Below are 24,684 nucleotides of genomic sequence, written 5' to 3' on the forward strand. Positions count from 1 at the left end.
TATTTAACAATGGAAAGAAGATCATTTATCCAAAAAGGTGCATTAGCGACATTAGGTACGCTGGCATTTAGTGCAAAATCTTACAGTAAGATTATTGGTGCAAACGACCGTGTTCGTGTGGCTTGCGTAGGTTTTTCAGACCGTCACCGCGCATCCCACGTGCCTCCATTCAAGGCATTAGCAAAAGAGATGAACTTTGAAATGGTAGCTTTGTCGGACCTATGGAACCGCCGTCGTGAAGAGGGAAAGGCATTTTTAGAGAAGCAATTGGGCGGAACCATCCAAACTTATCGCAATAACGAGGAATTGTATTCGGCGAAAGGTATTGATGCCGTGTTTATTTCAACAGCAGATTTCCAACATGCCTTGCATACCATCGAAGCGGTGAAAGCGGGTTGCGATACTTATACGGAGAAACCATTGGCTGAAACCATGGAAGATAACCGCGCGGTATTGAAAGCGGTAAAAGATTCCGGTAAAATCGTACAAATCGGTTCACAACGTCGTTCAGGGGAAAACTATTGGGCTGCGGAGGAATTCATCAAATCGGGAAAATTTGGGGATATCAAGATGGTGGAATTGATGTGGAACGTGAACCAACCGGGCCGTTGGAGACGTCCGGAATTAACAAGCATTTTGAAGGAATCAGATATCGATTGGAAGCGTTTCTTGATGAACCGTCCTGCGGATACATTTGATCCACGTAAATATTTAGAATACCGTTTATTCTGGCCATATTCTTCGGGAATTCCTGGCCAATGGATGTCGCACCAAATCGATACAGTACACTGGTTTACCGGATTATCGCATCCAAATTCCGTGGTAGCCAATGGAGGTATCTACCAATGGAATGACGGACGTAAAAATGCGGATACGATGACCGTTGTGTTCGATTATGGTCAAGGAAACAAAGGATTCCAAGTACAATTTACCTCACGTTTCTCAAACGGAGCAGGTGGTACAAAAGAAATTTACTACTCAAATGGGGGTGAATTAAACTTGGATACCAACATGATTTCACCAAACGGCGGTTTGCAAGAGCGTGAAGCCAAAGCGATGGGCATGCAGGCCAATTTACTTCCAACGATGAAAATTGAAGGGGCAAAAGTTGCGTCGGATGCTAATACAGGAAACGATCCGTTAACATTCAACCACGTGAAGAACTGGATGGAATGTGTTCGTTCGCGCAAAACTCCAAATGCACCGATTGAAGCAGGTTACCAGCACTCAATTGCGACCATCATGTCGAATGCCGCATATCGCACGGGACAGCGTGTTACTTTTGATGAGAAGACGCAAGAGGTGATGGCGGGAGATAAGGTGTTTAAGTATTAGTGGACAGTAGTCCGTAGTCAGTAATCAGTGGTCAGTAAACAGATTTCAGTGATTATTTAGTGATCAATTTGATTTCATAGTTAAAATTAGGAGTCCGAAGCAATGGCCCTTATGATGAGCAATCTCATAAGGTTATTAAGCTTCGGATTTCTTTTTTTATGAATGAAAATCAATTTTAAATATTAACTCAAATAGAGAGAACTTCTGACTACTGACCACTGATTACTGACCACTGATTACTGACCACTGATTACTGACCACTGATTACTGCCCCCCCCTTGCCAAACGTATTAGTTTTCCTTATCTTGCATTAAATTCGTATTTCGATATATGGCTCAAATACCCACGCAATCCAAGAAGGACCTCATCACACACATCGCGATTGTCATCTCGCTGTTTCTTGTGTTATTCTTTGGCTTTTTCTTTGTGTATTTGCCATGGAGCACACATCATGGCGAGACTATTCAGGTTCCTAATTTAAAAGGTATGAATATGGAGAAAATGGAGGAAGCGATTGATGCGAATGATTTGGAATATGAAATTGCAGATTGCACCTATACGGCTGATAAGCCTCCTTTAACCATTTTATCGCAATACCCTTTGCCGAATGCATTGGTTAAATCAGGGCGTAAAATTTACATTACGATTAATTCGGAGACCCCTCCGACCATTAAATTACCAACATTAGTTGGACTCTCGGTTCGCAGTGCCGAGCAACAATTATACATCGCTGGCTTACGCAAAGGGATAGTGCACGAGGTGAATGATCCGCGTGTCAAAGAAGTCATTGAGGTTCAGGCATTTGGCCGAAAAATCGAAGCGGGTGCCAGTATTCCTAAGGGGACTTTAGTGGACCTATTCATCGGAAATGGTACTTCGGATGTCGAAATGGAATTACCTGATTTTGTGGGAAAACCAATGGATGAGGTCAATATTGCTTTAGCCGGAATGGGGCTAAAAGTGGGAAAAGTTACTTACGAAGCGAATGACACCTTCCCCGCAGGGACGGTATTTAAGCAGTCCTGTGCGACTTGCGAAGGAATAAGTGTTAAACCAGGCGACCTAATCGACCTCTGGGTTGTGGGTGGCGAAGATCAATAATTATGGATATTACGATTGAAGAATTAAAAGAACGTATAGACAAGGGTGAAAACCTAAATCTGTTTGACGTACGTGAAGAATATGAACTCGACGAATTCAATATTGGTGCTCAATTAATCCCTTTGGGTGAATTGCCCGACCGTTTAGATGAAATTAAGGCAGATAAAGATGCTGAGATTATTGTTCATTGTCGGTCAGGAGCCCGTTCAGGCCGTGCACAAGCCTACTTAGAATCAGAAGGATACACAAATGTACGTAACTTGGTAGGCGGCATGCTCGCTTGGCAAGCTGCTGGCTATTAAGATGTTATCCATTTCCGCGAACGATTTCAAGGAAAACCTATCCGCTCTTTCTCTGCTGGACGTTAGAACGTCCCGAGAACGAGCGGATTTTGATTTAGGGGGCATCCATATTCCACTCGATGATCTACTATCCCGAATTCAGGAATTAAATCCCTCTACTTTATATACGCTTATTTGTTACAACGGAACGCAAAGCCAAATAGCTTGTCGGCTCCTCTCCGCCAAAGGCTACCGTGCTCAGAACGTCGAAGGAGGGCTTGAAGCCTATTTAAGTTTGCCTTGAATGAATTCAGCAGCCTGATCCGGATGAATGAATTCAAAATCGTCTTGATGACGAAACCAGGTCAATTGTTTTTTGGCATAATGCCGCGAATTGCGCTTCAACAAGCGAATCATCTCCGCCTCATCATATTCGCCTCGAAAAAAGCCATAGACTTCTTTATACCCCAAGGTCTTTAAAGCATATCGATCTTGATAAGCCTCGTTATCCTTGGCTTCTTTCACCAATCCGGCGGCCAACATCCCATCCATGCGCGCATCAATTCGCGCGTACAACTCTTCCCTCGAACGATCCAAACAAATCTTAATCATTTCAAAGGGGCGATTTGCTTTTTGTTGGTTACGAAAGGATGTATAAGTCTTGCCGGTCGATAAGCATACCTCCAATGCCCGAACAACGCGTTGTGGATTTTGCGAATCAACTTGTTGGGCATACTCTGGGTCCAAGGATTGTAATTGTTCAAACATGGAAGTCAAGCCTTCCAATGTTAATCGTTGCATGAGTTGACCTCGCAAAGCTAAATCCACATCAGGCATTTCATCCAAACCATCCATCAGAGCCTTCAAATAAAGACCCGAACCACCGGTCAGAATAACAACATCTTGGGTTTTAAATAATTCCGTAAGGACATGTAAAGCCTCCCGCTCAAAATCGCCTGGAGAGAAATAATCGTGGATGGAATGTGAATCAATGAAATGATGCTTCACACCACCCTGTTCTTCCAAACTGGGTTTTGCCGTACCAATAAGAAGTTCTTGGTAAAATTGCCGGGAATCGGCCGAGATGATTTCCGCAGAAAGACTTTTGGCCATTTCGACGCATAAAGCTGTCTTGCCAACAGCCGTAGGACCCGCAATGACCAAAAGTGTTTTTTTCATCTTAATACGTATTCTTTTTACCGTACCATTTCCGACCAGCTTTTGCCTTGTCGAAAGAACGCGGATTTTCAGCAGGTTTAGCGGCAGCGCCAGGACCAGCAGGTCTATTCCCGCGATTCGGAGGGCCTTGTTTGGCCTTTTTCTCGATGGTTAAAACCTTCATGGGATAGCGATGCGCCTCAATGACAGGGACTTTCTTTCCGATTAAACGCTCAATGTCTTTCAAATAAGCCTTTTCCTCGATATCACAGAAGGAAATCGCGGTACCATTGGCACCCGCGCGTCCTGTCCGTCCGATTCGGTGGACATAGGTCTCGGGAATATTCGGCAATTCAAAATTAATCACATATTCCAAATCATCCACATCAATTCCACGCGCAGCAATGTCGGTAGCGACCAATACGCGCGTTGTTTGGGCCGTGAAATTTTTCAAGGCCGTTTGACGGGCATTTTGCGACTTATTACCGTGAATGGCTTCAGCCTTGATTCCCGCTTTCAACAAAACCTTCACAACTTTATCGGCGCCATGTTTGGTCCGTGTAAAGACAAGGGCAGTCTTGATTTTGGTATCTTCCAAAATATCCAATAGAAGGGTATTCTTATTGTTTTTATCAACAAAATAGACTGATTGATTGATAATCTCAACGGTCGAAGAAACAGGCGTCACCGAAACCTCGGCTGGATTACGCAAAATAGACGCGGCCAATTGAACAATCTCAGGCGGCATGGTCGCGGAGAAAAACAAGGATTGTCTTTGCTTCGGCAAGGCAACTAACAACTTACGAACGTCATGAATAAAACCCATATCGAGCATACGATCGGCCTCATCGAGGACGAAATATTCGACATTGGCGATGGACAGGTGTTTCTGATTCATCAGGTCCAACAAACGACCGGGAGTCGCAATGACCACATCGACGCCGGAACGTAATGCGGCTACCTGCGGACTTTGGCCTACGCCACCAAAGATAACTGTGTAATTTAAGGAGGTATGGCGTGCATAGGCCTTAAAGCTCTCCCCGATTTGAATCGCTAATTCCCGGGTGGGCGTAACAATCAGGGCGCGAATTTTCTTAGGTTTTTGAAAAGTTTGCTTGGCATCCATTAATTGGATGATGGGCAAGGTAAATGCAGCTGTTTTCCCGGTACCGGTTTGGGCGCAACCCAGGAGGTCGATACCTTTTAATACAATCGGAATAGCTTGCGCTTGAATAGGTGTTGGGTTGGAATAACCCTCCTCACCGAGCGCCTTTAAGATCGGCTCAATGAGGTGTAACTCTTGAAATGTCATATAATTATGAAGATGTGTGCTTATGAGTAATAACTGGAAATAACAAGCATCCTCATAATAATGCTGCAAGATACGGCTTTATTTTGGCATATTGCGATTCAGGCAAATTGCAGCCTAGCATAAAGAACCAGGCCCTACTTTTAAATTTTGACTGCATCCTGTATTTCTGTGGGTTTTTGGGTCCCAATCAGGAGCTTCTCTCCCGACTTGAAAACCAATTGCAAACCTTGATCACCGGCCACATTAAACACCTTTCCTTGTCCATTAAAGCCATATTTGATACCCCAACCGCCATATTCCATCAAGGGACTGTAGGTACGAACTTGGGCCGACTCGATACTTTCCCAAGGATAAAATTGTTCTTTAAAATGAAAGGGAACAAATCGAACATATATACCCTCTTCAGTGATTCGAGTCATTAAACGCATTTGCCAGAATAAGATTGGAAGTAGCATTCCTACGACAAAAGAGATAAAATAAGCTATGGTCGTTTGTGGTTGGACTGTGCCTAAAGAATACATCAGGACTACCCAGGAGCCTACTAATACGAGCCATAACCACCATTGCGTAAAGCGTTGTGTTTCTTTGAATTGTTTCATAATTCAACTAACCTAGTTAACAAAATTAAATATTTTCTAACAAAATTAACATTTTTGGTAATTTTCTATAGCTTTGCTAAAATAATATAGATATACATGGCAAACTCAACACCTTGTCCGCAGTGTTCATCTTACAAAATCGCAAAAAATGGGATTATCAAAGAGAAACAGCGATTTAAATGTAAATCATGTGGATACAACTTCACAGTAGCCAAGTTAGGTAAAAGCATAGACAGCTATTATGTAATAAAAGCACTTCAACTTTACATCGAAGGAGTCAGCTACCGAGAAATTGAGCGACTATTGGGCATTAGCCACGTTTCTGTCATGAACTGGGTAAAAAAATATCGGATCAAAATCCCAAAACAAGAGTTTTACACCCCCACGTATCGTATCCTAAACCACAAAGAACTCTCGGAGTTCGTGATTATCCCAGGCAACCTAAACAACAAAGGCATGATTATCACTGAATTAGGTGATAAATTCATGGTTATTCAATGGACACGCATAAAAAGCATCTAAAACTATACCTAATTAGCATTGCTATAGAAAATAAAAGGTTTTCATAAAATAATAGAAATATTTGCTCAACCAAAAAATGCAAATAAAACCCTATAAACTTATATTCTAATGAAAACATCTTCTGTTATTCTATTTGCTTTATTACTTGGAAGTTTTGGACTAAATGCCCAGGGTTCTCAAGATTATGGCACGGGATTGAAAATCAATTTCAATGAAAAGGGATCCAAGTACATGCGTTTTGTACTTTGGAATCAAATTTGGGCGCGCTCTATTGAGAATAACCCGGGTACCTTAGTTAACGGCGAATCTACCAACAATACCTTCGATATAGGGGCACGACGAATTCGGATTTTGGCTTATTCTCAAATTTCTCCGAGGTACATGGTCGTTTTACATTTCGGAGTAAATAATCAATCATTTATCCAGGGTGGCGGCTCGGGAAGTTCGGGCACCGGGGGATATGGTGCTGGCAAAAAGCCGCAAATGTTTTTCCATGATGCGTATAGTGAATATGCAATCAAATTACCCTCTAAGGAAAGTCCTAATTCCTTATCAATCGGAGCCGGATTACATTATTTCAATGGAATTTCAAGAATGACATCAGCAAGTACCCTTAACTTTTTAGCGGTAGATGCACCGATATTCAACTGGCCCTTGATTGAAACAAGTGATCAATTTGCAAGACTATATGGTATATATGCTAAAGGGAAATTGGGAAAATTGGATTATCGAATGAGCATTAACAAGCCATTTGCTACCAACCTGTCACCAACTAATGCGACAAATGCAAAAGATGCCATTGCGGTCGACAACAATGGAGACAGTAAACTATCCACCGGAGGCTATGCGATGTATCAATTCTTTGATCAAGAATCTAACTTGCTTCCATACACGGTAGGTACTTATGTTGGAACGAAAAAAGTTTTTAACCTGGGGGCTGGATTTTATAATGAGCCTGAAGGAACAATGAGTCAATGGAATGGCCTAAAATCAAAGCATGCAATTAATTCATTTGCATTGGATGCATTTTTGGATATGCCTGTCGGTGACAAAAAGAAGAATATGGCGATTACTGCTTATTCTGCACTTTATTTAAATGATTTTGGGCCTAATTATTTAAGAAATACGGGAATTATGAATCCAGGAACTTTGGACCCTAACTTTACGGGTACGAAAGCCCTAGCGGGAGTTGGAAATGCCCGTCCATTAATGGGTACAGGTTCAATTTGGTACACACAAGCTGGATTATTGTTGCCTAAAACCTCAGATAGTCCTAAATTACGTATTCAACCTTTCATTGCCTACACCTTAAAACAATTGGATGCCCTTCCGGCCTCAGGTAGTTACTTTGACATTGGCTCAAATTTCTATGTAGACGGACACAATTCCAAAATTACTTTTCAATATTCCTCTCGCCCTATTTATTCAAGCAAGGATAATATCAGCGATTACAAAGGAGAATTCATTATTCAATTTGCCAACTACTTATAATTCTATCTTTTAAACCATTTTAATCAAAAAACTATGTCACAAAAAAAACAAAGCCTGGCCTATATTATTAGTGCCTCGTCAGTCGGGACACTCATCGAGTGGTATGACTTTTACATTTTCGGTTCATTAGCAACCGTATTATCAACTAAATTTTTCCCAACAGACAATCCAACGGCCGCCTTCTTAAATACCTTGGCAACTTTTGCCGCAGGGTTTGTGGTTCGTCCTTTTGGTGCCTTGGTATTTGGTCGCTTGGGTGATTTAATCGGGCGTAAGTACACATTTATGGTTACATTGATGTTAATGGGTGGTGCGACTTTCGCTATCGGTTTGGTTCCTTCTTATGCCACGATTGGCGGTTGGGCTCCATTCATCGTATTAACATTACGTTTATTGCAAGGTTTAGCCTTAGGTGGTGAGTATGGGGGTGCAGCTACCTACGTGGCGGAACATTCACCAGCTGAGCGTCGTGGATTCTTCACTTCATGGATCCAGACGACAGCTACGGTGGGTTTAGTTATTTCACTCGGAGTAATTATGTTAACGCGCTCTGCGATGAGCAAAGAAGCTTTTGATGAATATGGCTGGCGTGTCCCTTTCTTACTATCCATTGTGATGGTTGGTATTTCTTTCTTAATTCGTCGGAACATGGAAGAATCACCCATGTTTGAAAAAGCAAAGAAAGAAGGTACTACTTCAACAAATCCATTAAAAGAATCCTTTGGAAATAAACTAAACTTGAAGTTTGTGTTATTAGCGCTATTCGGTGCTACCATGGGACAAGGTTTAGTTTGGTACACAGGTCAATTTTATGCGCAAACTTTCTTATTGAAGATTTGCAACCTGGATGATATTCAAACGAATACCATTTTAGTAATTGGTTTGTTATTAGGTACACCGCTATTTATTTTCTTTGGTGCGCTATCGGATAAAATTGGCCGCAAAGGAATCATGTTGGCAGGTATGGCCATTGCCGTATTCGCTTACCGTCCCATCTTTGATAAGATGTATGAAACTGTCAATGTAAAAAACAAAGAAGTAGTAGCTGGATCTGAAAAAATCGAAGAAACGCGTGCATTAAATGCAAAATCTGCGGTTGATTCACTGATTACGACGACAACGACGCGTACCTACACGGATGGAGCCACTTATAAGAAGGTAAGTAAACTTGTCGTACTTGCTGATAAAACTGCGGAGGCTCCAAAAGCTGAAATCAAAGAAACCATCACAATTAACGATTCAGACAAATGGACTTTAATTGGCATGGTATTTTTATTGATTTCATTTGTAACGATGGCATATGGTCCAATTGCAGCTTTCTTAGTAGAGCTTTTCCCAACGAAAATTCGTTATACATCCATGTCATTACCTTACCACATTGGGAATGGTATCTTTGGAGGTTTAATGCCAGCAATTGCTACGTTCTTGGTTACAACGGCAAAAGACACAAATAAAGCGGCAGAAGAAGCTGGCCAAGTGGCTACGATAGCGAAACCTTACTTAGAAGGATTAAATTACCCAATCGCCTTGGTTAGTGTTTGCGTAGTAATTGGTATTATTTACATCAAAGGCGACAAAAAACACGCCTAATAACCTATAAAGAATTCTCAACATGAATGCAATTAAGAAAATTTTAGGCCTTGTTTGGATCGCACTAGGTGTGGCAGCAGGCATCTATTTAGTCTATTTCCAAGCGCTTCCCTTGTGGGAAAAAGGAGGTAATGATTTAGTACCAGCTATTATCTATACCTGCGTACTGGCTCCACTTATTTCCATTGGAATGTCTGTTTTTGGATACTATTCCATGACAGGAGAGTTTGACAACGTGTAATCAACAGACGGACAGGCGCCCTATCCTACTCAGTGGAGTGGATAGGCGCTTGTTATTTAGATCAGATGCGGAATAATCGCTTAATTTTAGTGGCCATCGTATTTATCGGATTATTAAACTTCCCGATTCTTCGGTTTTTTGATTCCCCTATGAGCTTTCTAGGGATTCCCGTTATTTACCTTTACTTCCTAGCTGTTTGGTTAGGTGCCATCATCTGCACAGGAATCATATTGAATCGTAAATCAAAGTAACACATGGGCGTTTGGGAAATAGCCTTCTTATCAATTGCTTATCTGGGCATACTTTTCTCTTTAGCTTTTTGGGCTGAAAAGAAAAAAGCGCAGAACAAAAGCTTGATCAACAACCCACTCATTTATGCATTATCGCTAGCAATTTATTGCTCTGCTTGGACATTTTATGGTTCGGTAGGCCAAATAACAAGCAGTGGCCTCAGCTTCCTAAGCGTATATTTAGGACCCACATTGATTATGATTCTCGCGTGGGGTATCGTACGAAAAATCATTCGCATCGCGAAGATTCACAACATTACCAATATTGCCGATTTCATTTCAACACGATATGGTAAAGACAGCAGAATCGGTTTAGGGGTAACATTGATTTCCTTATTCGCTGGTATCCCCTACATCGGTCTGCAAATCAAAGCCATCGCACAAAGTTTTGATTTAATTACCCACTCCGCACCCAATAACACCTTTTACTTAGATCCTTCCTTTGTCCTGTTTATTGCCTTAACCCTTTTCATCCTCGTATTAGGCCCTAGAAAATTCGACTCATCGGAAAAACACGAAGGCATGATTTTCACCATCGCCATCGAATCAATCATCAAATTGATCGCCTTCATCGCCGTGGGGATTTACATTGCTGTCCAATTATACCAAGGCTGGCAAGCCGATCCACAGCTAGCTAATATCCAATTGCCACGCATTGAAACAAACGGAGGATATGGTAATTGGTTCATACAGTTCATCCTTTGTGGCGTAGCCTTCTTATTCCTTCCACGGGTTTTTCATGTAGCGGTTGTTGAAATCAATGATGAAGAAAACCTGAAGCAAGCTTCATGGATCTTTCCAATGTACATGCTGCTGATTAATTTATTCGTCATACCGCTTGGAATAGCTGGCTATGCTATTTTGCAGGCCGACGGAATGAATCCCGACTTATATGTGTTAGGACTGCCTTTACATTTCAAATCGAACGTATTAGCCTTTATCGTATATATCGGAGGATTTTCTGCAGCAACTGGCATGGTTATTATGGAAACGATGGCCATTAGTTCCATGATCAGCAATAACCTAATAATGCCACTTCTCCTACAACGAAAAGGTTTCATTAGTGAAAATCAAACAAATTTGGGACACATCAACCAAAATATTCGTCGGATCATGATTGTCCTCATCATGGTACTAGGCTATATACATTACCGCGAAACCGAAAATTTGGTCAACTTGGTATCCGTAGGAATGACATCCTTCGTCATCGTAGCCCAATTTGCCCCAGCAACCTTACTCGGGATATATTGGAAAAAAGCAAGTCGGCAAGGTGCATTAGCAGGAATTTTCGTCGGATTTATCATCAGCGCGGCTTTACTATTCCTACCAAGCCTAGGAATATCTACCGATACATTTCGAATCGAAGGACTCAATCCTATTTCAAATGCAGCTTATTGGTCCATTTCCTTTAATCTATTAATTCTCTATGGCGTGTCCATCATGAGTGAACAGAGTGGAAAAGAAGCCAATCAATCCTACTTGTTTGTCGATGTGTTTGAATATTCCCAAAACATCGAAAACTCAACCATTTGGCGAGGAAAAGCCCGATTAAGAGATCTAAAATTAGCCTTGCATGGTTTCATTGGAAAAATCAATACGGAACAAAAAATCAAGCAAATTGCAATGGCAAATAATATTTCATTGCAAGATGTTTACGCCGACCCAATCCTTGTAACTCAAACCGAAAAAATTCTAGCAGGATTCGTTGGTTCCACATCGGCTCGCCTCATCATCGCATCCATCTCGAAAGAGGAACAAATAAGCATGTCTGAAGTAATACGATTATTACAGAAGTCGAAAGATTTACAAGAGACGAATGCAGAATTAGTGAAAATTGACGCCCAAAAGAACGATTTTTTGACAACTGTTACCCATGAAATCCGTTCACCGATTACATCCATTCGTTCGCTATCGGAAATCATGGTTGACCACGAAGATATTAGCAATGATGAAAGAAAGGCATTTTTAGAAACAATTATTCAGGAATCAGACCGATTAAGTCGTTTGGTTAACCAAGTATTGGATCTTGAAAAACTGGCCGCCGGAAAAGCGAATTTCAACATGCGTCCAATTGACCCAGCCGACGTCATTGAAAAGGCTATGCTAAATTTTACAGCAATCGCGAAACAAAACCTCGTTCAAATTTCCGTTGATCTTAGCCAAAAAAGAACCAATCGGCAAATAGAAGGCGATTTTGAAAAACTAGTTCAAGTAATTATCAATTTACTTTCTAACGCCATCAAAAACATTGAGCCTGAGAAAGGAGTGATTCAAGTTCGCTTATTTGAAAATGCAACACACTTATTCCTAGCCGTGGAAGACAACGGCATTGGAATTGACCCCAAATACCACGATCAAATTTTCGAAAAGTTTAAACAAGTTGATAACCCCAATCGAAAAATTGATAGTTCAGGTCTTGGCCTCTCCATTTCGAAAAAAATTATTGAAATGCACCATGGAACGATCCAATTAGAAAGTTCATTGGGTCATGGTGCCAAATTTATCATTAAATTACCCATTCATAAAACAGCCTAAGATGCGAATATTAATTGCCGATGATGAACCTGCCATCCTGATGTCACTTGACTTTCTCATGCGAAAAGAAGGTCATCAAGTTTTCGTAGCACGCGATGGTGAAGAGGCCATCCAACTTATCGAAAAAGAATTACCCGAAGTGATTATTTTGGATATCATGATGCCAAAAGTGGATGGTTATGGCGTTTGCCAAAAAGCGAAAACGTTACGGGCCGAATACCAACCAGCAGTAGTATTTATTTCAGCCAAAATTGCAGATTCCGACATTGAAAAAGGATATCAAATGGGGGCTGATTTATACATCCCTAAGCCATTTTCCAACAGAGATATGGTCAAAAAAGTACAGGAATTATACGAGAAACTAAAAAACTAACCTACATACCCATGAGAATTACATCCTTAGCACAATACCATGAAGCCTACGCTGAAAGTGTAAATCACCCCGAACAATTCTGGGCAAATATCGCCCATGAATTTGATTGGATTAAACCCTTTACCAAAGTCCTTGATTGGAGTTTTGAGGATTATTCGGTCAAATGGTTCGAAGATGGCCAAATGAATATCACTGCCAATGCAATCGATCGTCATTTAAAAACTATCCCCGATCAGGCTGCCATTATTTATGAACCCAACGAACCGGGTGATGAGGCGATTACCTTGACCTATCGCCAGCTTCATGAACGGGTTTGTAAATTTGCCAATGTTTTAAAATCGCAAGGCGTATCAAAAGGTGATCGGGTTTGTATCTACATGCCCATGATTCCCGAATTAGCCATTGCGGTGTTAGCCTGCGCGCGAATTGGCGCCATTCACTCGGTTGTTTTTGGAGGCTTTTCGGCACAATCGATTACCGATCGCATCAATGATTCGCAATGCAAATTGGTCATCACAACAGACGGTGCAGTACGCGGGAATAAAACCATTCCCATGAAAGAAACCGTGGATGATGCATTAATTTCTTGTCCTTGTGTAGAAACAGTCATTGTCAAAACACGTACGAAGACCCCGATTGCGATGTTGAAGGGCCGTGACCTCTGGTGGGAAGAGGAAGAAGCGCAAGCTTCCGCAGATTGTGCTCCAGAGGCCATGAATGCCGAGGATCCCTTATTCATTTTGTATACTTCGGGGTCAACAGGTAAACCCAAAGGTGTTGTACACACGTGTGGGGGCTACATGGTCTATACGGCCTATACCTTTGCTAATGTATTTCAATACAATCCAGGTGATGTATTCTTCTGTACTGCAGACATCGGTTGGATCACAGGTCACTCCTATTTAGTCTATGGCCCATTATTGAATGGAGCAAAATCGGTGCTTTTTGAGGGAGTTCCTACCTATCCGGATGCTGGACGGTTCTGGGACATCATCAAACGACACCAAGTCAATATATTCTATACAGCCCCAACGGCGATTCGCTCTCTAATGGGCTTTGGAGATGAATATTTAGCTGGAAAAGATTTGAGTTCTTTGCGTGTTTTAGGATCCGTGGGTGAGCCAATCAACGAAGAAGCTTGGCAATGGTATCACGAAAAAATCGGACAAGGTAATTGTCCCATTGTGGATACTTGGTGGCAAACGGAAACGGGCGGATTAATGATCTCTCCGATCGCGGGAATCACCCCCTTAAAGCCCGCCTTCGCGACCTTACCCCTTCCAGGTGTCCAACCGATTTTGGTGGATGAAAACGGCAAGGAAATCGAAGGCAATGGTGTCAATGGAAACTTATGTATTAAATATCCATGGCCTTCCATCATCCGTACGACTTACGGAGATCATGAGCGTTGCAAGACAACCTATTTCTCCACCTACCCGGGTCTCTATTTCACGGGCGATGGCTGTATGCGGGATGAGGACGGATACTACCGAATTACCGGTCGGGTCGATGACGTCATGAACATCTCGGGCCATCGCATCGGAACCGCGGAGGTCGAAAATGCCATCAATATGCATACCGGAGTCATCGAATCAGCAGTGGTCGGTTTTCCACATGATGTGAAGGGACAAGGAATCTATGCCTATGTCATTTGTGAACACCCGACGATCGACGATGAACTTACCCGCAAAGACATCGCGGCAACCGTCGCACGGATCATTGGACCTATTGCCAAACCCGATAAGATTCAATTTGTCACAGGACTTCCGAAAACACGCTCAGGCAAAATCATGCGACGCATTTTACGCAAGGTCGCAGAAGGCGAATTTAGTAGCTTAGGAGACACCTCTACCCTATTGGATCCGAGTGTGGTGGATTCGATTATTAAGGGGGCGCAATAGGTGAGAGCTAAGAACTGAGAACTAAGAGTTAAGAGTTGAGAGTTAAGATGCCCGTGGGATACACCTCGGGCATTTTTTTTACAAAAAAAGCCCCAAGAAAAAATCTCGGGGCTCAATTAAACAAAAGTTAATGATAAAAAACTCTTAGTTCTTAACTCTTAGTTCTAAATTACCAGAAATAGGTATACAACATCAATAACATCATCACGATCACCACAGAACCTGCGATAAACGAAGGCTGAAGCTTGAACATCGTGGCATCAATTTCCAAACCTTTTGGATTGTTCTTGGATTCTGGATCTAGCAATGAGATAACAACCATCGATGTAATACAGAAGGTAAATACCCATCCCATACGATCAATGAACGGAATAACATACATACCGTCTGCATCTTGGAAGGAAGTGTAGAATAAACAATCCGTTACACCTGTCCAAGTAGGAATGTATTTGGAGACAACAGAGAAAGTTACACCGCCCAACAAAGCAAATAATGCTGCCTTGGATGTTGTACGCTTCCAGAAAAATCCCATGATAAACAAGGCGAAGATACCCGGTGAGAAATACCCAGTATATTCCTGGATAAACTGGAATCCACCCTTCTTATCAATACCCATAAATGGTGCGATTAATACGGCAATAACCGTCGCCGCAACCACTGCCAAACGACCAATGGATACTAATTGCTTTTCAGACGCATTTGGGTTAATGTAGTTCTTATAAATATCCAAGGTAAAGATCGTCGAAATTGAATTCGCTTTTCCCGCCATAGAAGCTACTACCGCCGCAGTTAACGCTGCAAAAGATAAACCCTTTAAACCTACGGGCAATAAATTCAATAATACTGGATAGGCATTATCCTTACTCAATACACCATCCTTCATCATTTCCGCTTGAAACATCCCATCTTTCCACAACAAATAAGCTGCAATACCTGGCAAAACCACGATAATTGGCATCATCATTTTCAAGAATGCGGCAAACAAAATACCATTTCGCGCCGTCGGCAAATCTGCCCCCAATGCACGCTGTGTGATGTATTGATTACATCCCCAATAGTTTAAGTTGACAATCCACATACCCCCAATTAATACCGCTAAACCTGGTAGCGAAGGATAATTCGCATTGTCTTTGCTAAAGATCATATGAAAATGATCAGGCGCTTTGGTCATCAAATGATTCAATCCATTCATGACACCTTCGCCACCAAAACGAGTTGAAACTAAATTCAAGGCTAAATAAGACGTAACCAAACCTCCTAAAACCAAGAAAACAACTTGAATCACATCCGTGTAACCAATTACTTTCATACCTCCCAATGTAATGACAATGGCAAATACCGACATCGCAATCATACACATCGTGAAGTCAAGTCCTGAAATCGTTGAAACTGCCAAGGCTCCTAAATATAAAATAGAAGTTAAGTTGACCGCTATGTATAATAACAACCAAAATACGGCCATAATTAAACTCACCGTCGAGTTATAACGTCGATTCAAAAACTGTGGCATCGTAAAGATCTTGTTCTTCAAATAGATTGGCATGAAGAAGATCGCCACAATTAACAAGGTTGCTGCGGCCATCCATTCGTAGGTAGCAATCGCCAAACCCATCTGAAAACCGTCCCCTGAGGTTCCAATAAACTGTTCGGCAGAAATATTGGATGCAATCAACGAGGAACCAATTGCCCACCAGGTTAATGAACCTTCGGCTAAAAAGAAATCGTTTGAATCAGCGATTTTCGATTTTTTCTTGTTGTAAATCCAATAGCCATAGCCGGAAACAACGATAAAATAAAACAAAAAGACTAGGTAGTCGAGCAGCTGTAAACTGTGTGCTTGCATAAAATGAGGGTTTAGTTTTTGGGTAATCAGCTACGAAAATAGGGGATTCCCCGAGAAAAGAAAAGGATTTAGCGGAATTATACTATTCCCAATAGGTCGGCCGAACCAACACAACCTCTTCCTCCCGATCCACAATGACCTGACCAGGCAATAAATCCTTCGTCTTTCGAACATACTTTTTTGCCGTAACGATCACCGGACAAAGGGATTCCGTAGCCCGCTTCGAAAAATGTGCCGCCAATTCCGCGGCCTTCTCAATCACCTGCTTGGGAACCGTCTTTTGATTAGGATTTCGAATAATCACATGGGAACCTGATACATCCCGAGCATGTAACCAAATATCGAATTTCTTGGCATATTTCAAGGTCAACAAATCATTGTTCTTCGCATTTTTACCTACCCAAATCGTCCATCCCGCATAAGTGAACTGCTTAAATGGCAAATCCTCAGAAGCGGTTTTCCCCGCATTTTGAACCTGTAAATACTGCAGAAAAGGCTTCAATTCTTTACGAACCTGCGCTTTCTCGACTCCCTGCAATTGAATGGATAGCTCCTCGATCTCTGCTTTTTTTCGTGCGACGGTCGACTCCCATTGCGCGATTTCCTTGGAAAAATTTTTCGCCTTTCGGTAATAATTCTCCGCGTTCTCAGGGCCCGATAATTGTGGATTTAATTTAATCGTCACTCTACCACCGTGGTAAAAATCTTCCAACTCGACCGATTTGGCCCCTTCCGGAATCAAATGCAAATAGGCCATCAAGATATTGCCCATTTCTTCATAAGCCAAGGAGGAATCACGCTTTACCTGTTGCTTCTCCAAACTTTCCAAATAATGAACCGCCTTGATTCGCAACTTGGTCAATGTTTCGATGAGTTGGGCTTTTTCCCTTCGGAACTCCCCGACCGAATAATGCAGCGAATAAAATTGATTCAGCGCATCGAATATATCTTCTGTTTGGTACAAGAGTCCCGCAGTAGGCGGAAACAAACTCAAGGCAATCCCCTTCGGCGTTTCCAAAATAGAAAACGTAGGAGATTCCAAGGAATCTATGGTTGACTGAAGCAAAGCCCATTTACCCTTTAAGGACTGATTTTCATAACCTTGTGCCAACAAGTAAGCAGCTCCCTCCTTTCCCAGCGTCGGATATAAGGCCATCCAATCCCCATCCGCTTCGATGAATGCCGCTTCGCTTTGATCAATCTGACGGTCTAGAAGGTCCAACTGAATATCAAAATCCTTTCCCAAACGCTTTTGAAACTGCGCGCGATGTTCCCCGGCTTGAAACAAAATCACATTGGAGCGATTCCCAAACATCTTCAACACCAAGACCTGCTCACCTAAAAAATATAATCCAATGGCTCTTTCATTATCGAAAACGCGAACATCCTGTACTTCGTGTAACAACAAATCCGAAAATAAATCCACCGAATTCCGACCCGCACGATGAAACTCGGAGGGGAATTGCATGCTCGAAAATTGGGAGCCAAAGCTGCATTTGATCCAAAAATCCAAGCCGTTTTGACGCTCAAATCCAATGACCAATTCATCCTTCTCCTGCGAAAAACACTGCTTGAGACGCGCATACGTCAAAATTTGACGAAGCTCCCGCGCAAGAATTCGTAGGAAAAAATGATTGTTATGCATAAATTTAATTTTTCAAACGTGCATGTCCATTCCCGATTCCTACCTTTCCATCTCAAAACCCGCCGAGGGACTCTACAAAGATAAAGGAAGTAAATTCATCGGATATGTATTTCCCGTGAAAGATCTCGATAATATCAAGGAACAGATAAATTCCTTGAAGGAATTACATCCAAAGGCACGTCATGTATGCTATGCTTATCGACTTGGATTTAGCCCCGAAGAGGCTCGTTCTAATGATGATGGCGAACCGTCCGGTTCGGCTGGCAAGCCCATTCTGAATACGATTTTGTCGGCCAATCTACATTATACGCTTGTAGCGGTTGTCCGATATTTTGGAGGCACCTTATTGGGCGTCCCGGGATTGATTCACGCCTACAAAGAAGCGAGTCTCGCCGCTTTGGCCGAATCGAACATCATCGAAATCGAACCGATGATCGAACTTGAACTTCGCTTCAATTACCCGCAGATGAATGAGGTCATGAAGGTCATTAAAAAATACACCATTCAAATCATAGCGCAGAAGGTGAATAATGATTGTTGGTACCAGGTCAGTTTTCCCCGACGAATTGCATCAGAAGTGCAGCAAGCCTTTGATAAAGCCTTGGAATCCTATTAATATCAATAAATTGACAAAGTGATCTATTTATCAGTTTTTTAGATTAGTATGTCAAATTTACTTCTCAAATTCGGGCATATCTTTTCTAAATGCCCACAATACTTCGAAACAAAGGATGGCGTGTTTTTTTTGAACTCCAATGAGGATATGAAACCATGACTATTCATGGCATCGAAGGAGAAACTGAGATAACATATTGGATTAATCAAAAATCGAATATGATTTCCTATGCAAATTCATTTAATTAGACTCCAAGTCTGAAAAGAGAATTTGAAGAAATTATCTTAAATAATCTTTCGTTGATTATTTCCTCGTGGAATTTACATTTCAATTATTATCAATAAAGGAAAATGAAATCAAATCAATCGCATATTCAACAAATTGAATTTGAAGGAAACTTTCTGGTAATTACTATCAATAGGCAATGCACAAGCCATGCCTTACATGAGATTTCGCCTAAACTACTTTACGCCTCAGAAAAAGAACGAAATACGTTTCAAATCAGCCCCTCGGGTCTTGGTATACATTGGCCATTGATCGACGAGGATCTTTTATTCTCAAATTTATAATCCTACTCCCTTTCCCCTTCGCCCTCGATTCATTAGATTTGTTTTTCGCATATCGATGCCAAAAACTAAACCTATGAATTTTTATAAAATCTACCGTGTTGAAGGCGGAATTCAAATTGAGAATAGCCAAGCCTCCTCGACAAATGTCATCAACCTGCCTTGGGATGATTTCATCAATCAAGCTAATCTATTCAATTTCTGCCAAAAACAGGATTACTCAACCAAACTGGGTAAAACAATTACCCCGATCGATTCCCAAGAAATTTGGGCCGCAGGGGTAACCTATTTGCGTAGCAAAGTAGCCCGGATGGAAGAATCCAAGGAATCCGGCGGTGACACCTTTTACGACAAGGTGTATGATGCCCAAAGACCCGAAATTTTCTACAAAGGCAATAAATTACGCGCAGTCGGACACCAAGGTCTCGTGCGAATCCGCAAGGATTCCGCCTGGAATGTTCCTGAACCCGAACTAACCCTTTTCATTAATAAACACCATCAAATCGCTGGATACCTCATCGGAAACGACATGAGTTCTCGCGACATCGAGGGCGAAAATCCACTCTATCTGCCACAAGCCAAAGTATACGACGCCTCCGCTGGCATCGGCCCTTGTCTTTTGGTAACTGACCAAGCCTTAGCTCCCGAAACAGGTATTTCGATGCGGATTTATAGGGACCAACAAGAAGTTTTCCAAGGCGCGACGCAGATCTCGCAGATGAAAAGAACCCACACGGAACTCGCCGAATACCTGACCCGCGAAATGTCCTTCCCACAAGGTGCCTACCTGATGACCGGAACGTGTATCGTACCCGATCCACCCTTCACCTTACAAGCCCACGACGAAATACACATACAAATCGAACCCATCGGAACGCTTATCCAAACCGTACAAGCATGAACTTAACTGGAAAACAAATTATCGGATTTAGCACAAAGACCGAAGGACATCGTACTTTTCAAGGGATTAACGCTGCAAGCGCTGAACCCCTCCCACAAGTTTTCACAGAAGCGACTGTTGGCGAGGCTGACGAGGCCTTAAGCAAAGCCATAGCAGCCTTTAAAACGTACCGTAAATTAAGTGACACTCAACGCGCAGCGTTCTTAAACGCCATCGCAGAGGAGATTTTAGCCATTGGCGATCTGCTCATTCAAACCGCATGTGCCGAGTCTGGCCTACCTGAAGCGCGCATCACCGGAGAACGGGGACGCACCATCGGACAAATTCAAGCCTTCGCTAATTTGATCTCCAATCCTGCTTGGAAGCGCGAAATCATCGATGAGGCGATGCCGGAGCGCCAACCGCTACCTAAGCCACGATTGGTCCAACAGCAAATTCCCTTAGGCGCATCCGTTGTTTTTGGGGCAAGTAACTTCCCGCTAGCCTTTTCCGTGGCCGGTGGAGATACCCTATCTGCTTTGGCTGCCGGATGTCCCGTGGTCTTCAAAGCCCATCCCGCTCATCCAAACACCTGTGATTTAGTAGGTCAAGCCATTCAAAAAGCCGCCCAAAAAACGGGGATGCCCGATGGCGTATTTTCGCTATTGCATGCACAAAGCCATGAAATTGGTGGATATTTAGTCACTCACCCTTTAACAAAAGCCGTGGCCTTCACAGGTTCGTATCGTGGTGGTAAAGCAATTTACGATTTAGCTGTACGCCGAGAAGTACCCATCCCCGTTTATGCGGAAATGGGTTCCATTAACCCCGTCTATCTATTCAGCCAACGAATTCAAGCGCAAGGCGATGCTCTCGCAGATGCTTTCAGCCAATCCATCTGTTTAGGGGTTGGTCAATTTTGTACAAACCCCGGCCTCCTAATCTTGTTAGAAAAAGACCAAGCATTTCTAAACGGCTTAGCACAAAAATTGGACGCGATGCCCTTGGGCACCTTCCTGACAGCAGGCATCAAACAAGCCTTTGATCACGGTTGGAATGCGCTGAATCACCATCCTGCGGTTAATAAACTAACATCTGCCGACCAGCCTTCACCGAGTCTATTTCAAACTAGCTCCAAAGAGGCTCTGGCGCATCCCGAAGTTTTAGAAGAAGTATTTGGCCCGAGTACACTCGCCGTCGTTTGCAAGGATTTAAATGATATGATTTCCTTCACGGAACAGTTGCCCGGACAATTAACGGCAACCATTCAAGCGGAATCTAGCGAACTCGCTGAATTAGCTGAATTAATCGATGAGGTTTCGCAGAAGGTTGGACGTATTCTATTAAATGGGTTCCCTACGGGTGTCGAGGTTTCTCCAGCCATGGTACATGGCGGTCCCTTCCCGGCTACGTCGGATGCACGAAGCACCTCCGTCGGGACGGAAGCGATTTATCGATTCACCCGTCCGGTTTGTTGGCAGAATTTCAATTAATGTAGAGACGCGATACTTCGCGTCTTTTTTAAAAACAGAAACGCCTTGATTATATCATGTAGACGCGAAGTATCGCGTCTCTATATAAAATTAGACGCGAAGTATCGCGTCTCTATATAAAATTAGACGCGAAGTATCGCGTCTCTACAAAAAAGTAGACGCGAAGTATCGCGTCTCTACAAAAAGTAAAAACCCCAGGCTTCAGCCTGGGGTCTATCCTAAATCTCTACCTCCACATTCTCAAAGGTCAGATTACCCTCCTTATCCACATCCATCAGCACCGCAGATTCCTTCTGTATCTTGCCGGATAAAATGGACTTCGATAATTCGTTTAATACGAACCGTTGGAGAACACGTTTCATCGGCCGACCGCCATATAGGGGATCAAAACCATCCTTGGCAAGTTTGGCTAATGCCTCCTCAGTGGCCTCAATCGTAATATGCTGTTCCGCCAAACGATGTTGGATCTCCTTAAACTGAATACCCAAAATCTTCCGCGCATGTTCCTCAGTCAATGGCTCAAATAAGACAAGCTCATCCACACGGTTCAAAAACTCAGGCCGAACTTGCTGCTTCAACAAGGCTAAAACTTCTTCCTTCGCCTCCTCCAAGAGAATGGCATTATTCCATCCCTCCATTTGGCCTAACTTCTCCTGAATCAAATGTGATCCGATATTCGAAGTCATGATGATAATCGTATTCTTGAAGTTCGCCGTCCTTCCCTTATTGTCAGTCAAACGCCCCTCATCCAGTACCTGCAACAAGATATTCCAAACGTCCGGATGAGCCTTTTCAATCTCATCCAACAACACCACTGAATAAGGCTTCCGGCGAACCGCTTCCGTCAATTGACCTCCCTCATCATAACCCACATAGCCCGGAGGCGCTCCTACCAATCGTGAGACGGCGTGACGTTCTTGGTACTCCGACATATCAATGCGAACAATCGCATTTTCATCATTGAATAAATACGCGGCCAACGACTTCGCTAATTCCGTTTTTCCTACCCCGGTTGTTCCTAAGAAAATGAATGAACCAATCGGCCGACGGGGATCCTGCAATCCTGCACGAGAACGGCGAACCGCATCCGAAACCAATTCAATCGCCTGATCCTGTCCAGCCACGCGCTTGTGCAACTCATCTTCCAAGTGCAACAACTTATCAATCTCCGTCTGCAACATTTTGCTCACTGGAATGCCCGTCCATTTCGCTACAACCTCAGCCACATTTTCGGCAGTCACCTCCTCCTGCAACATGCCATTTGCCCCCTGCGAATTCGCCTGTAAGTCCTTTAATTTCTGCTCGGATTCGACCAAACGACCGTAACGAATTTCTGCTACTTTGCCGTAGTCCCCTTGACGCTCCGCTTGATCGGCTTCCAACTTCAACTTATCAATCTTCTCTTTTTCCGCACGAATGTTATCAAGAACACTCTTCTCCGCTTGCCATTGTCCTTTTAAGGCATCGCGTTTCTCCGACAAATCTGCCAGTTCCCGGTTTAAGATGGATTCCTTCTCCTTGTTATTTTCCCGACGAATCGCTTCACGCTCAATCTCCAAGGACATAATCTTCCGTTGGATATCATCAATCGCCTCAGGCACCGAATCTATTTCCAAACGCATTTTAGCCGCTGCCTCGTCCATCAAGTCGATGGCCTTATCCGGCAAGAAACGATCTGAAATGTAGCGATTCGACAACTCCACGGCCGCAATCACGGCATCGTCTTGAATCCGCACTCCATGATGTAATTCATATTTATCCTTGATACCTCGTAAGATGGAAATCGCATCCGCCACATCGGGTTCATCGACGATGACCGACTGGAAACGACGCTCCAAAGCTTTATCCTTCTCGATGTATTTTTGATACTCTTTTAACGTGGTGGCTCCAATCGCATGCAATTCACCACGCGCCAAAGCCGGCTTCAGTAAATTGGCAGCATCCATAGCTCCCTCTCCACCACCTCCTGCACCGATCAAGGTATGAATCTCATCGATGAACAACACAATCTCTCCATCGGAATCCGTCACCTCTTTGATGACTGCCTTCAAACGCTCCTCGAATTCCCCTTTGTATTTGGCACCCGCCACCAAAAGACCCATGTCCAAGGACATTACGATTTTGGACTTCAGGTTTTCCGGCACGTCGCCCGACACGATTCGTTGGGCTAAACCTTCTACGATTGCGGTTTTACCCACACCTGGCTCCCCTAAGAGAATTGGGTTGTTTTTGGTCCGACGGGACAAAATCTGTAAGACCCGACGAATTTCTTCGTCACGTCCAATCACGGGATCAATTTTTCCCGCCTTCGCTAATTCATTTAAATTCTTACCGTATTTTTCCAAAGACTGGTAAGTACCTTCTGCATGTGGATCGTTCACTTTTCTGTTTCCTCTAAGTTCAATGATAGCTTGCTTAAAATTTTTCGTTGTTAATCCGAGCTTTTTCAAGGCATCGGAAACGGCATCGTTCCCATCCAATAAAGACAAGAATAATACCTCCACGCTCACATAGGAGTCCCCTAATTCCGCCTTCCATTTGTCGGCACGCGTAAAAGCCTGCTGCAAGGTATTGCTCGCGTATGCTTGATCTCCGGATACCTTTGGATAGGTGTTTAAAATGGGCGTCAAAGCATTTTGTATCTGACTCGCCGACACCCCTAATTTCTTCAATAAATATGCAGAAGTCTGCGTTTCATCTTTAAGAATCGCCAACAATAAATGCCCCGTTTCGATAGCTTGTTGGCCCCGCTCCTGCGCAATCCCCATGGCTTGTTGGATGATATTGCCCGCCTGTGCTGTGTAATTATTTGGATTCATGTGGTTGATATTTGGGCATGCTTCTATCAAATGCCCGACCACCCATGGATTACGGAAAAAATGGCACGAAGATGCTTGAAGATTTTCAAAAAA

Annotated in this window: 22 protein-coding genes; 16 read left to right on the plus strand and 6 right to left on the minus strand. The window is 43.0% G+C overall.

What is annotated here, in order from left to right:
* Window positions 1–9 precede the first annotated feature (9 nt).
* The 4 genes from ACMH5P_RS03495 to ACMH5P_RS03510 all read left to right on the plus strand — a co-directional run bounded on the left by ACMH5P_RS03495 (window position 10) and on the right by ACMH5P_RS03510 (window position 3,021).
* On the plus strand, window positions 10–1,335 hold the full coding sequence (locus tag ACMH5P_RS03495) for a Gfo/Idh/MocA family protein (RefSeq protein WP_459492923.1): 1,326 nt from the start codon (window positions 10–12) through the stop codon (window positions 1,333–1,335).
* Between the two features lie 330 nt (window positions 1,336–1,665).
* Window positions 1,666–2,436, plus strand: a complete 771-nt coding sequence (locus ACMH5P_RS03500) for a PASTA domain-containing protein (protein WP_459492924.1) — start codon at window positions 1,666–1,668, stop codon at window positions 2,434–2,436.
* Between the two features lie 2 nt (window positions 2,437–2,438).
* Window positions 2,439–2,738 carry a rhodanese-like domain-containing protein gene (locus ACMH5P_RS03505; protein ID WP_459492925.1) on the plus strand — a complete coding sequence of 100 codons (300 nt, stop codon included), beginning with the start codon at window positions 2,439–2,441 and terminating at the stop codon, window positions 2,736–2,738.
* A gap of 1 nt (window position 2,739) precedes the next feature.
* On the plus strand, window positions 2,740–3,021 hold the full coding sequence (locus tag ACMH5P_RS03510) for a rhodanese-like domain-containing protein (RefSeq protein ID WP_459492926.1): 282 nt from the start codon (window positions 2,740–2,742) through the stop codon (window positions 3,019–3,021).
* On the opposite strand, the gene miaA is transcribed toward ACMH5P_RS03510, so the two are convergent.
* The 3 genes from miaA to ACMH5P_RS03525 form a co-directional block, all read right to left on the minus strand.
* Window positions 3,003–3,896: a tRNA (adenosine(37)-N6)-dimethylallyltransferase MiaA gene (gene miaA, locus ACMH5P_RS03515; RefSeq protein WP_459492927.1), complete on the minus strand. Its 894-nt coding sequence runs from the start codon at window positions 3,894–3,896 to the stop codon at window positions 3,003–3,005. The two genes, ACMH5P_RS03510 and miaA, sit on opposite strands and share 19 nt — an antisense overlap.
* Window position 3,897: 1 nt before the next feature.
* Complete coding sequence (locus ACMH5P_RS03520) at window positions 3,898–5,187, minus strand: DEAD/DEAH box helicase (RefSeq protein ID WP_459492928.1); 1,290 nt, start codon at window positions 5,185–5,187, stop codon at window positions 3,898–3,900.
* Window positions 5,188–5,327: 140 nt separating this feature from the next.
* On the minus strand, window positions 5,328–5,786 hold the full coding sequence (locus ACMH5P_RS03525; protein ID WP_459492929.1) for a DUF6141 family protein: 459 nt from the start codon (window positions 5,784–5,786) through the stop codon (window positions 5,328–5,330).
* A 96-nt stretch (window positions 5,787–5,882) separates the two neighbouring features.
* Here ACMH5P_RS03525 and ACMH5P_RS03530 point away from each other — a divergent pair, with 96 nt between their 5' ends.
* From ACMH5P_RS03530 to acs, 8 genes are all read left to right on the plus strand, one after another.
* Window positions 5,883–6,308, plus strand: coding sequence for a transposase (locus ACMH5P_RS03530; RefSeq protein ID WP_459492930.1), 426 nt, complete (start codon window positions 5,883–5,885; stop codon window positions 6,306–6,308).
* A gap of 108 nt (window positions 6,309–6,416) precedes the next feature.
* Window positions 6,417–7,799 (plus strand): porin, encoded by a 1,383-nt coding sequence (locus ACMH5P_RS03535; RefSeq protein ID WP_459492931.1) that lies wholly within the window; start codon window positions 6,417–6,419, stop codon window positions 7,797–7,799.
* A gap of 33 nt (window positions 7,800–7,832) precedes the next feature.
* Entirely contained in the window at window positions 7,833–9,389 is a 1,557-nt protein-coding gene (locus tag ACMH5P_RS03540; protein ID WP_459492932.1) for an MFS transporter, read from the plus strand.
* A 22-nt stretch (window positions 9,390–9,411) separates the two neighbouring features.
* Complete coding sequence (locus ACMH5P_RS03545; RefSeq protein WP_459492933.1) at window positions 9,412–9,630, plus strand: DUF6814 family protein; 219 nt, start codon at window positions 9,412–9,414, stop codon at window positions 9,628–9,630.
* A gap of 65 nt (window positions 9,631–9,695) precedes the next feature.
* On the plus strand, window positions 9,696–9,881 hold the full coding sequence (locus ACMH5P_RS03550; protein WP_459492934.1) for a hypothetical protein: 186 nt from the start codon (window positions 9,696–9,698) through the stop codon (window positions 9,879–9,881).
* Window positions 9,882–9,884: 3 nt separating this feature from the next.
* Complete coding sequence (locus tag ACMH5P_RS03555; protein WP_459492935.1) at window positions 9,885–12,455, plus strand: sodium:solute symporter family transporter; 2,571 nt, start codon at window positions 9,885–9,887, stop codon at window positions 12,453–12,455.
* A gap of 1 nt (window position 12,456) precedes the next feature.
* Window positions 12,457–12,828 (plus strand): response regulator transcription factor, encoded by a 372-nt coding sequence (locus ACMH5P_RS03560; RefSeq protein WP_459492936.1) that lies wholly within the window; start codon window positions 12,457–12,459, stop codon window positions 12,826–12,828.
* A gap of 11 nt (window positions 12,829–12,839) precedes the next feature.
* Window positions 12,840–14,729 carry an acetate--CoA ligase gene (gene acs / locus ACMH5P_RS03565; protein ID WP_459492937.1) on the plus strand — a complete coding sequence of 630 codons (1,890 nt, stop codon included), beginning with the start codon at window positions 12,840–12,842 and terminating at the stop codon, window positions 14,727–14,729.
* 169 nt (window positions 14,730–14,898) lie between these two features.
* Here the strand turns inward: acs and ACMH5P_RS03570 are convergent, their stop codons facing one another.
* Both ACMH5P_RS03570 and ACMH5P_RS03575 read right to left on the minus strand, forming a co-directional pair.
* A complete protein-coding gene (locus tag ACMH5P_RS03570; RefSeq protein ID WP_459492938.1) occupies window positions 14,899–16,572 on the minus strand; it encodes a sodium/sugar symporter in 1,674 nt (557 codons plus the stop codon).
* An 82-nt stretch (window positions 16,573–16,654) separates the two neighbouring features.
* Entirely contained in the window at window positions 16,655–18,217 is a 1,563-nt protein-coding gene (locus tag ACMH5P_RS03575; protein ID WP_459492939.1) for an NFACT RNA binding domain-containing protein, read from the minus strand.
* Window positions 18,218–18,239: 22 nt separating this feature from the next.
* Between ACMH5P_RS03575 and ACMH5P_RS03580 the strand changes: the two genes are divergently transcribed.
* From ACMH5P_RS03580 to ACMH5P_RS03595, 4 genes are all read left to right on the plus strand, one after another.
* Window positions 18,240–18,833 (plus strand): IMPACT family protein, encoded by a 594-nt coding sequence (locus ACMH5P_RS03580; RefSeq protein ID WP_459492940.1) that lies wholly within the window; start codon window positions 18,240–18,242, stop codon window positions 18,831–18,833.
* A gap of 350 nt (window positions 18,834–19,183) precedes the next feature.
* Window positions 19,184–19,402 carry a DUF2442 domain-containing protein gene (locus tag ACMH5P_RS03585; protein ID WP_459492941.1) on the plus strand — a complete coding sequence of 73 codons (219 nt, stop codon included), beginning with the start codon at window positions 19,184–19,186 and terminating at the stop codon, window positions 19,400–19,402.
* A gap of 73 nt (window positions 19,403–19,475) precedes the next feature.
* Window positions 19,476–20,300 (plus strand): fumarylacetoacetate hydrolase family protein, encoded by an 825-nt coding sequence (locus ACMH5P_RS03590; RefSeq protein WP_459492942.1) that lies wholly within the window; start codon window positions 19,476–19,478, stop codon window positions 20,298–20,300.
* Window positions 20,297–21,772 carry an aldehyde dehydrogenase (NADP(+)) gene (locus ACMH5P_RS03595; RefSeq protein ID WP_459492943.1) on the plus strand — a complete coding sequence of 492 codons (1,476 nt, stop codon included), beginning with the start codon at window positions 20,297–20,299 and terminating at the stop codon, window positions 21,770–21,772. The genes ACMH5P_RS03590 and ACMH5P_RS03595 overlap by 4 nt, the downstream gene beginning before the upstream one ends.
* 218 nt (window positions 21,773–21,990) lie before the next feature.
* Here the strand turns inward: ACMH5P_RS03595 and clpB are convergent, their stop codons facing one another.
* Entirely contained in the window at window positions 21,991–24,591 is a 2,601-nt protein-coding gene (gene clpB / locus ACMH5P_RS03600; RefSeq protein ID WP_459492944.1) for an ATP-dependent chaperone ClpB, read from the minus strand.
* Between the last annotated feature and the right edge of the window lie 93 nt (window positions 24,592–24,684).

The organism is Aquirufa sp. 5-AUSEE-100C1 (genome assembly GCF_054558655.1).

Excerpts from the sequence above, each read along its gene's own strand:
- ACMH5P_RS03585 (WP_459492941.1), top strand. The coding sequence starts at position 19,184 with ATGAAATCAAATCAATCGCATATTCAACAAATTGAATTTGAAGGAAAC.
- ACMH5P_RS03545 (WP_459492933.1), top strand. The coding sequence starts at position 9,412 with ATGAATGCAATTAAGAAAATTTTAGGCCTTGTTTGGATCGCACTAGGT.
- ACMH5P_RS03505 (WP_459492925.1), top strand. The coding sequence starts at position 2,439 with ATGGATATTACGATTGAAGAATTAAAAGAACGTATAGACAAGGGTGAA.
- ACMH5P_RS03550 (WP_459492934.1), top strand. The coding sequence starts at position 9,696 with ATGCGGAATAATCGCTTAATTTTAGTGGCCATCGTATTTATCGGATTA.
- ACMH5P_RS03590 (WP_459492942.1), top strand. The coding sequence starts at position 19,476 with ATGAATTTTTATAAAATCTACCGTGTTGAAGGCGGAATTCAAATTGAG.
- ACMH5P_RS03525 (WP_459492929.1), bottom strand. The coding sequence starts at position 5,786 with ATGAAACAATTCAAAGAAACACAACGCTTTACGCAATGGTGGTTATGG.
- miaA (WP_459492927.1), bottom strand. The coding sequence starts at position 3,896 with ATGAAAAAAACACTTTTGGTCATTGCGGGTCCTACGGCTGTTGGCAAG.
- ACMH5P_RS03535 (WP_459492931.1), top strand. The coding sequence starts at position 6,417 with ATGAAAACATCTTCTGTTATTCTATTTGCTTTATTACTTGGAAGTTTT.
- ACMH5P_RS03570 (WP_459492938.1), bottom strand. The coding sequence starts at position 16,572 with ATGCAAGCACACAGTTTACAGCTGCTCGACTACCTAGTCTTTTTGTTT.
- acs (WP_459492937.1), top strand. The coding sequence starts at position 12,840 with ATGAGAATTACATCCTTAGCACAATACCATGAAGCCTACGCTGAAAGT.
- ACMH5P_RS03530 (WP_459492930.1), top strand. The coding sequence starts at position 5,883 with ATGGCAAACTCAACACCTTGTCCGCAGTGTTCATCTTACAAAATCGCA.
- ACMH5P_RS03555 (WP_459492935.1), top strand. The coding sequence starts at position 9,885 with ATGGGCGTTTGGGAAATAGCCTTCTTATCAATTGCTTATCTGGGCATA.
- ACMH5P_RS03540 (WP_459492932.1), top strand. The coding sequence starts at position 7,833 with ATGTCACAAAAAAAACAAAGCCTGGCCTATATTATTAGTGCCTCGTCA.
- clpB (WP_459492944.1), bottom strand. The coding sequence starts at position 24,591 with ATGAATCCAAATAATTACACAGCACAGGCGGGCAATATCATCCAACAA.
- ACMH5P_RS03500 (WP_459492924.1), top strand. The coding sequence starts at position 1,666 with ATGGCTCAAATACCCACGCAATCCAAGAAGGACCTCATCACACACATC.
- ACMH5P_RS03510 (WP_459492926.1), top strand. The coding sequence starts at position 2,740 with ATGTTATCCATTTCCGCGAACGATTTCAAGGAAAACCTATCCGCTCTT.
- ACMH5P_RS03520 (WP_459492928.1), bottom strand. The coding sequence starts at position 5,187 with ATGACATTTCAAGAGTTACACCTCATTGAGCCGATCTTAAAGGCGCTC.
- ACMH5P_RS03580 (WP_459492940.1), top strand. The coding sequence starts at position 18,240 with ATGTCCATTCCCGATTCCTACCTTTCCATCTCAAAACCCGCCGAGGGA.
- ACMH5P_RS03575 (WP_459492939.1), bottom strand. The coding sequence starts at position 18,217 with ATGCATAACAATCATTTTTTCCTACGAATTCTTGCGCGGGAGCTTCGT.
- ACMH5P_RS03595 (WP_459492943.1), top strand. The coding sequence starts at position 20,297 with ATGAACTTAACTGGAAAACAAATTATCGGATTTAGCACAAAGACCGAA.
- ACMH5P_RS03560 (WP_459492936.1), top strand. The coding sequence starts at position 12,457 with ATGCGAATATTAATTGCCGATGATGAACCTGCCATCCTGATGTCACTT.
- ACMH5P_RS03495 (WP_459492923.1), top strand. The coding sequence starts at position 10 with ATGGAAAGAAGATCATTTATCCAAAAAGGTGCATTAGCGACATTAGGT.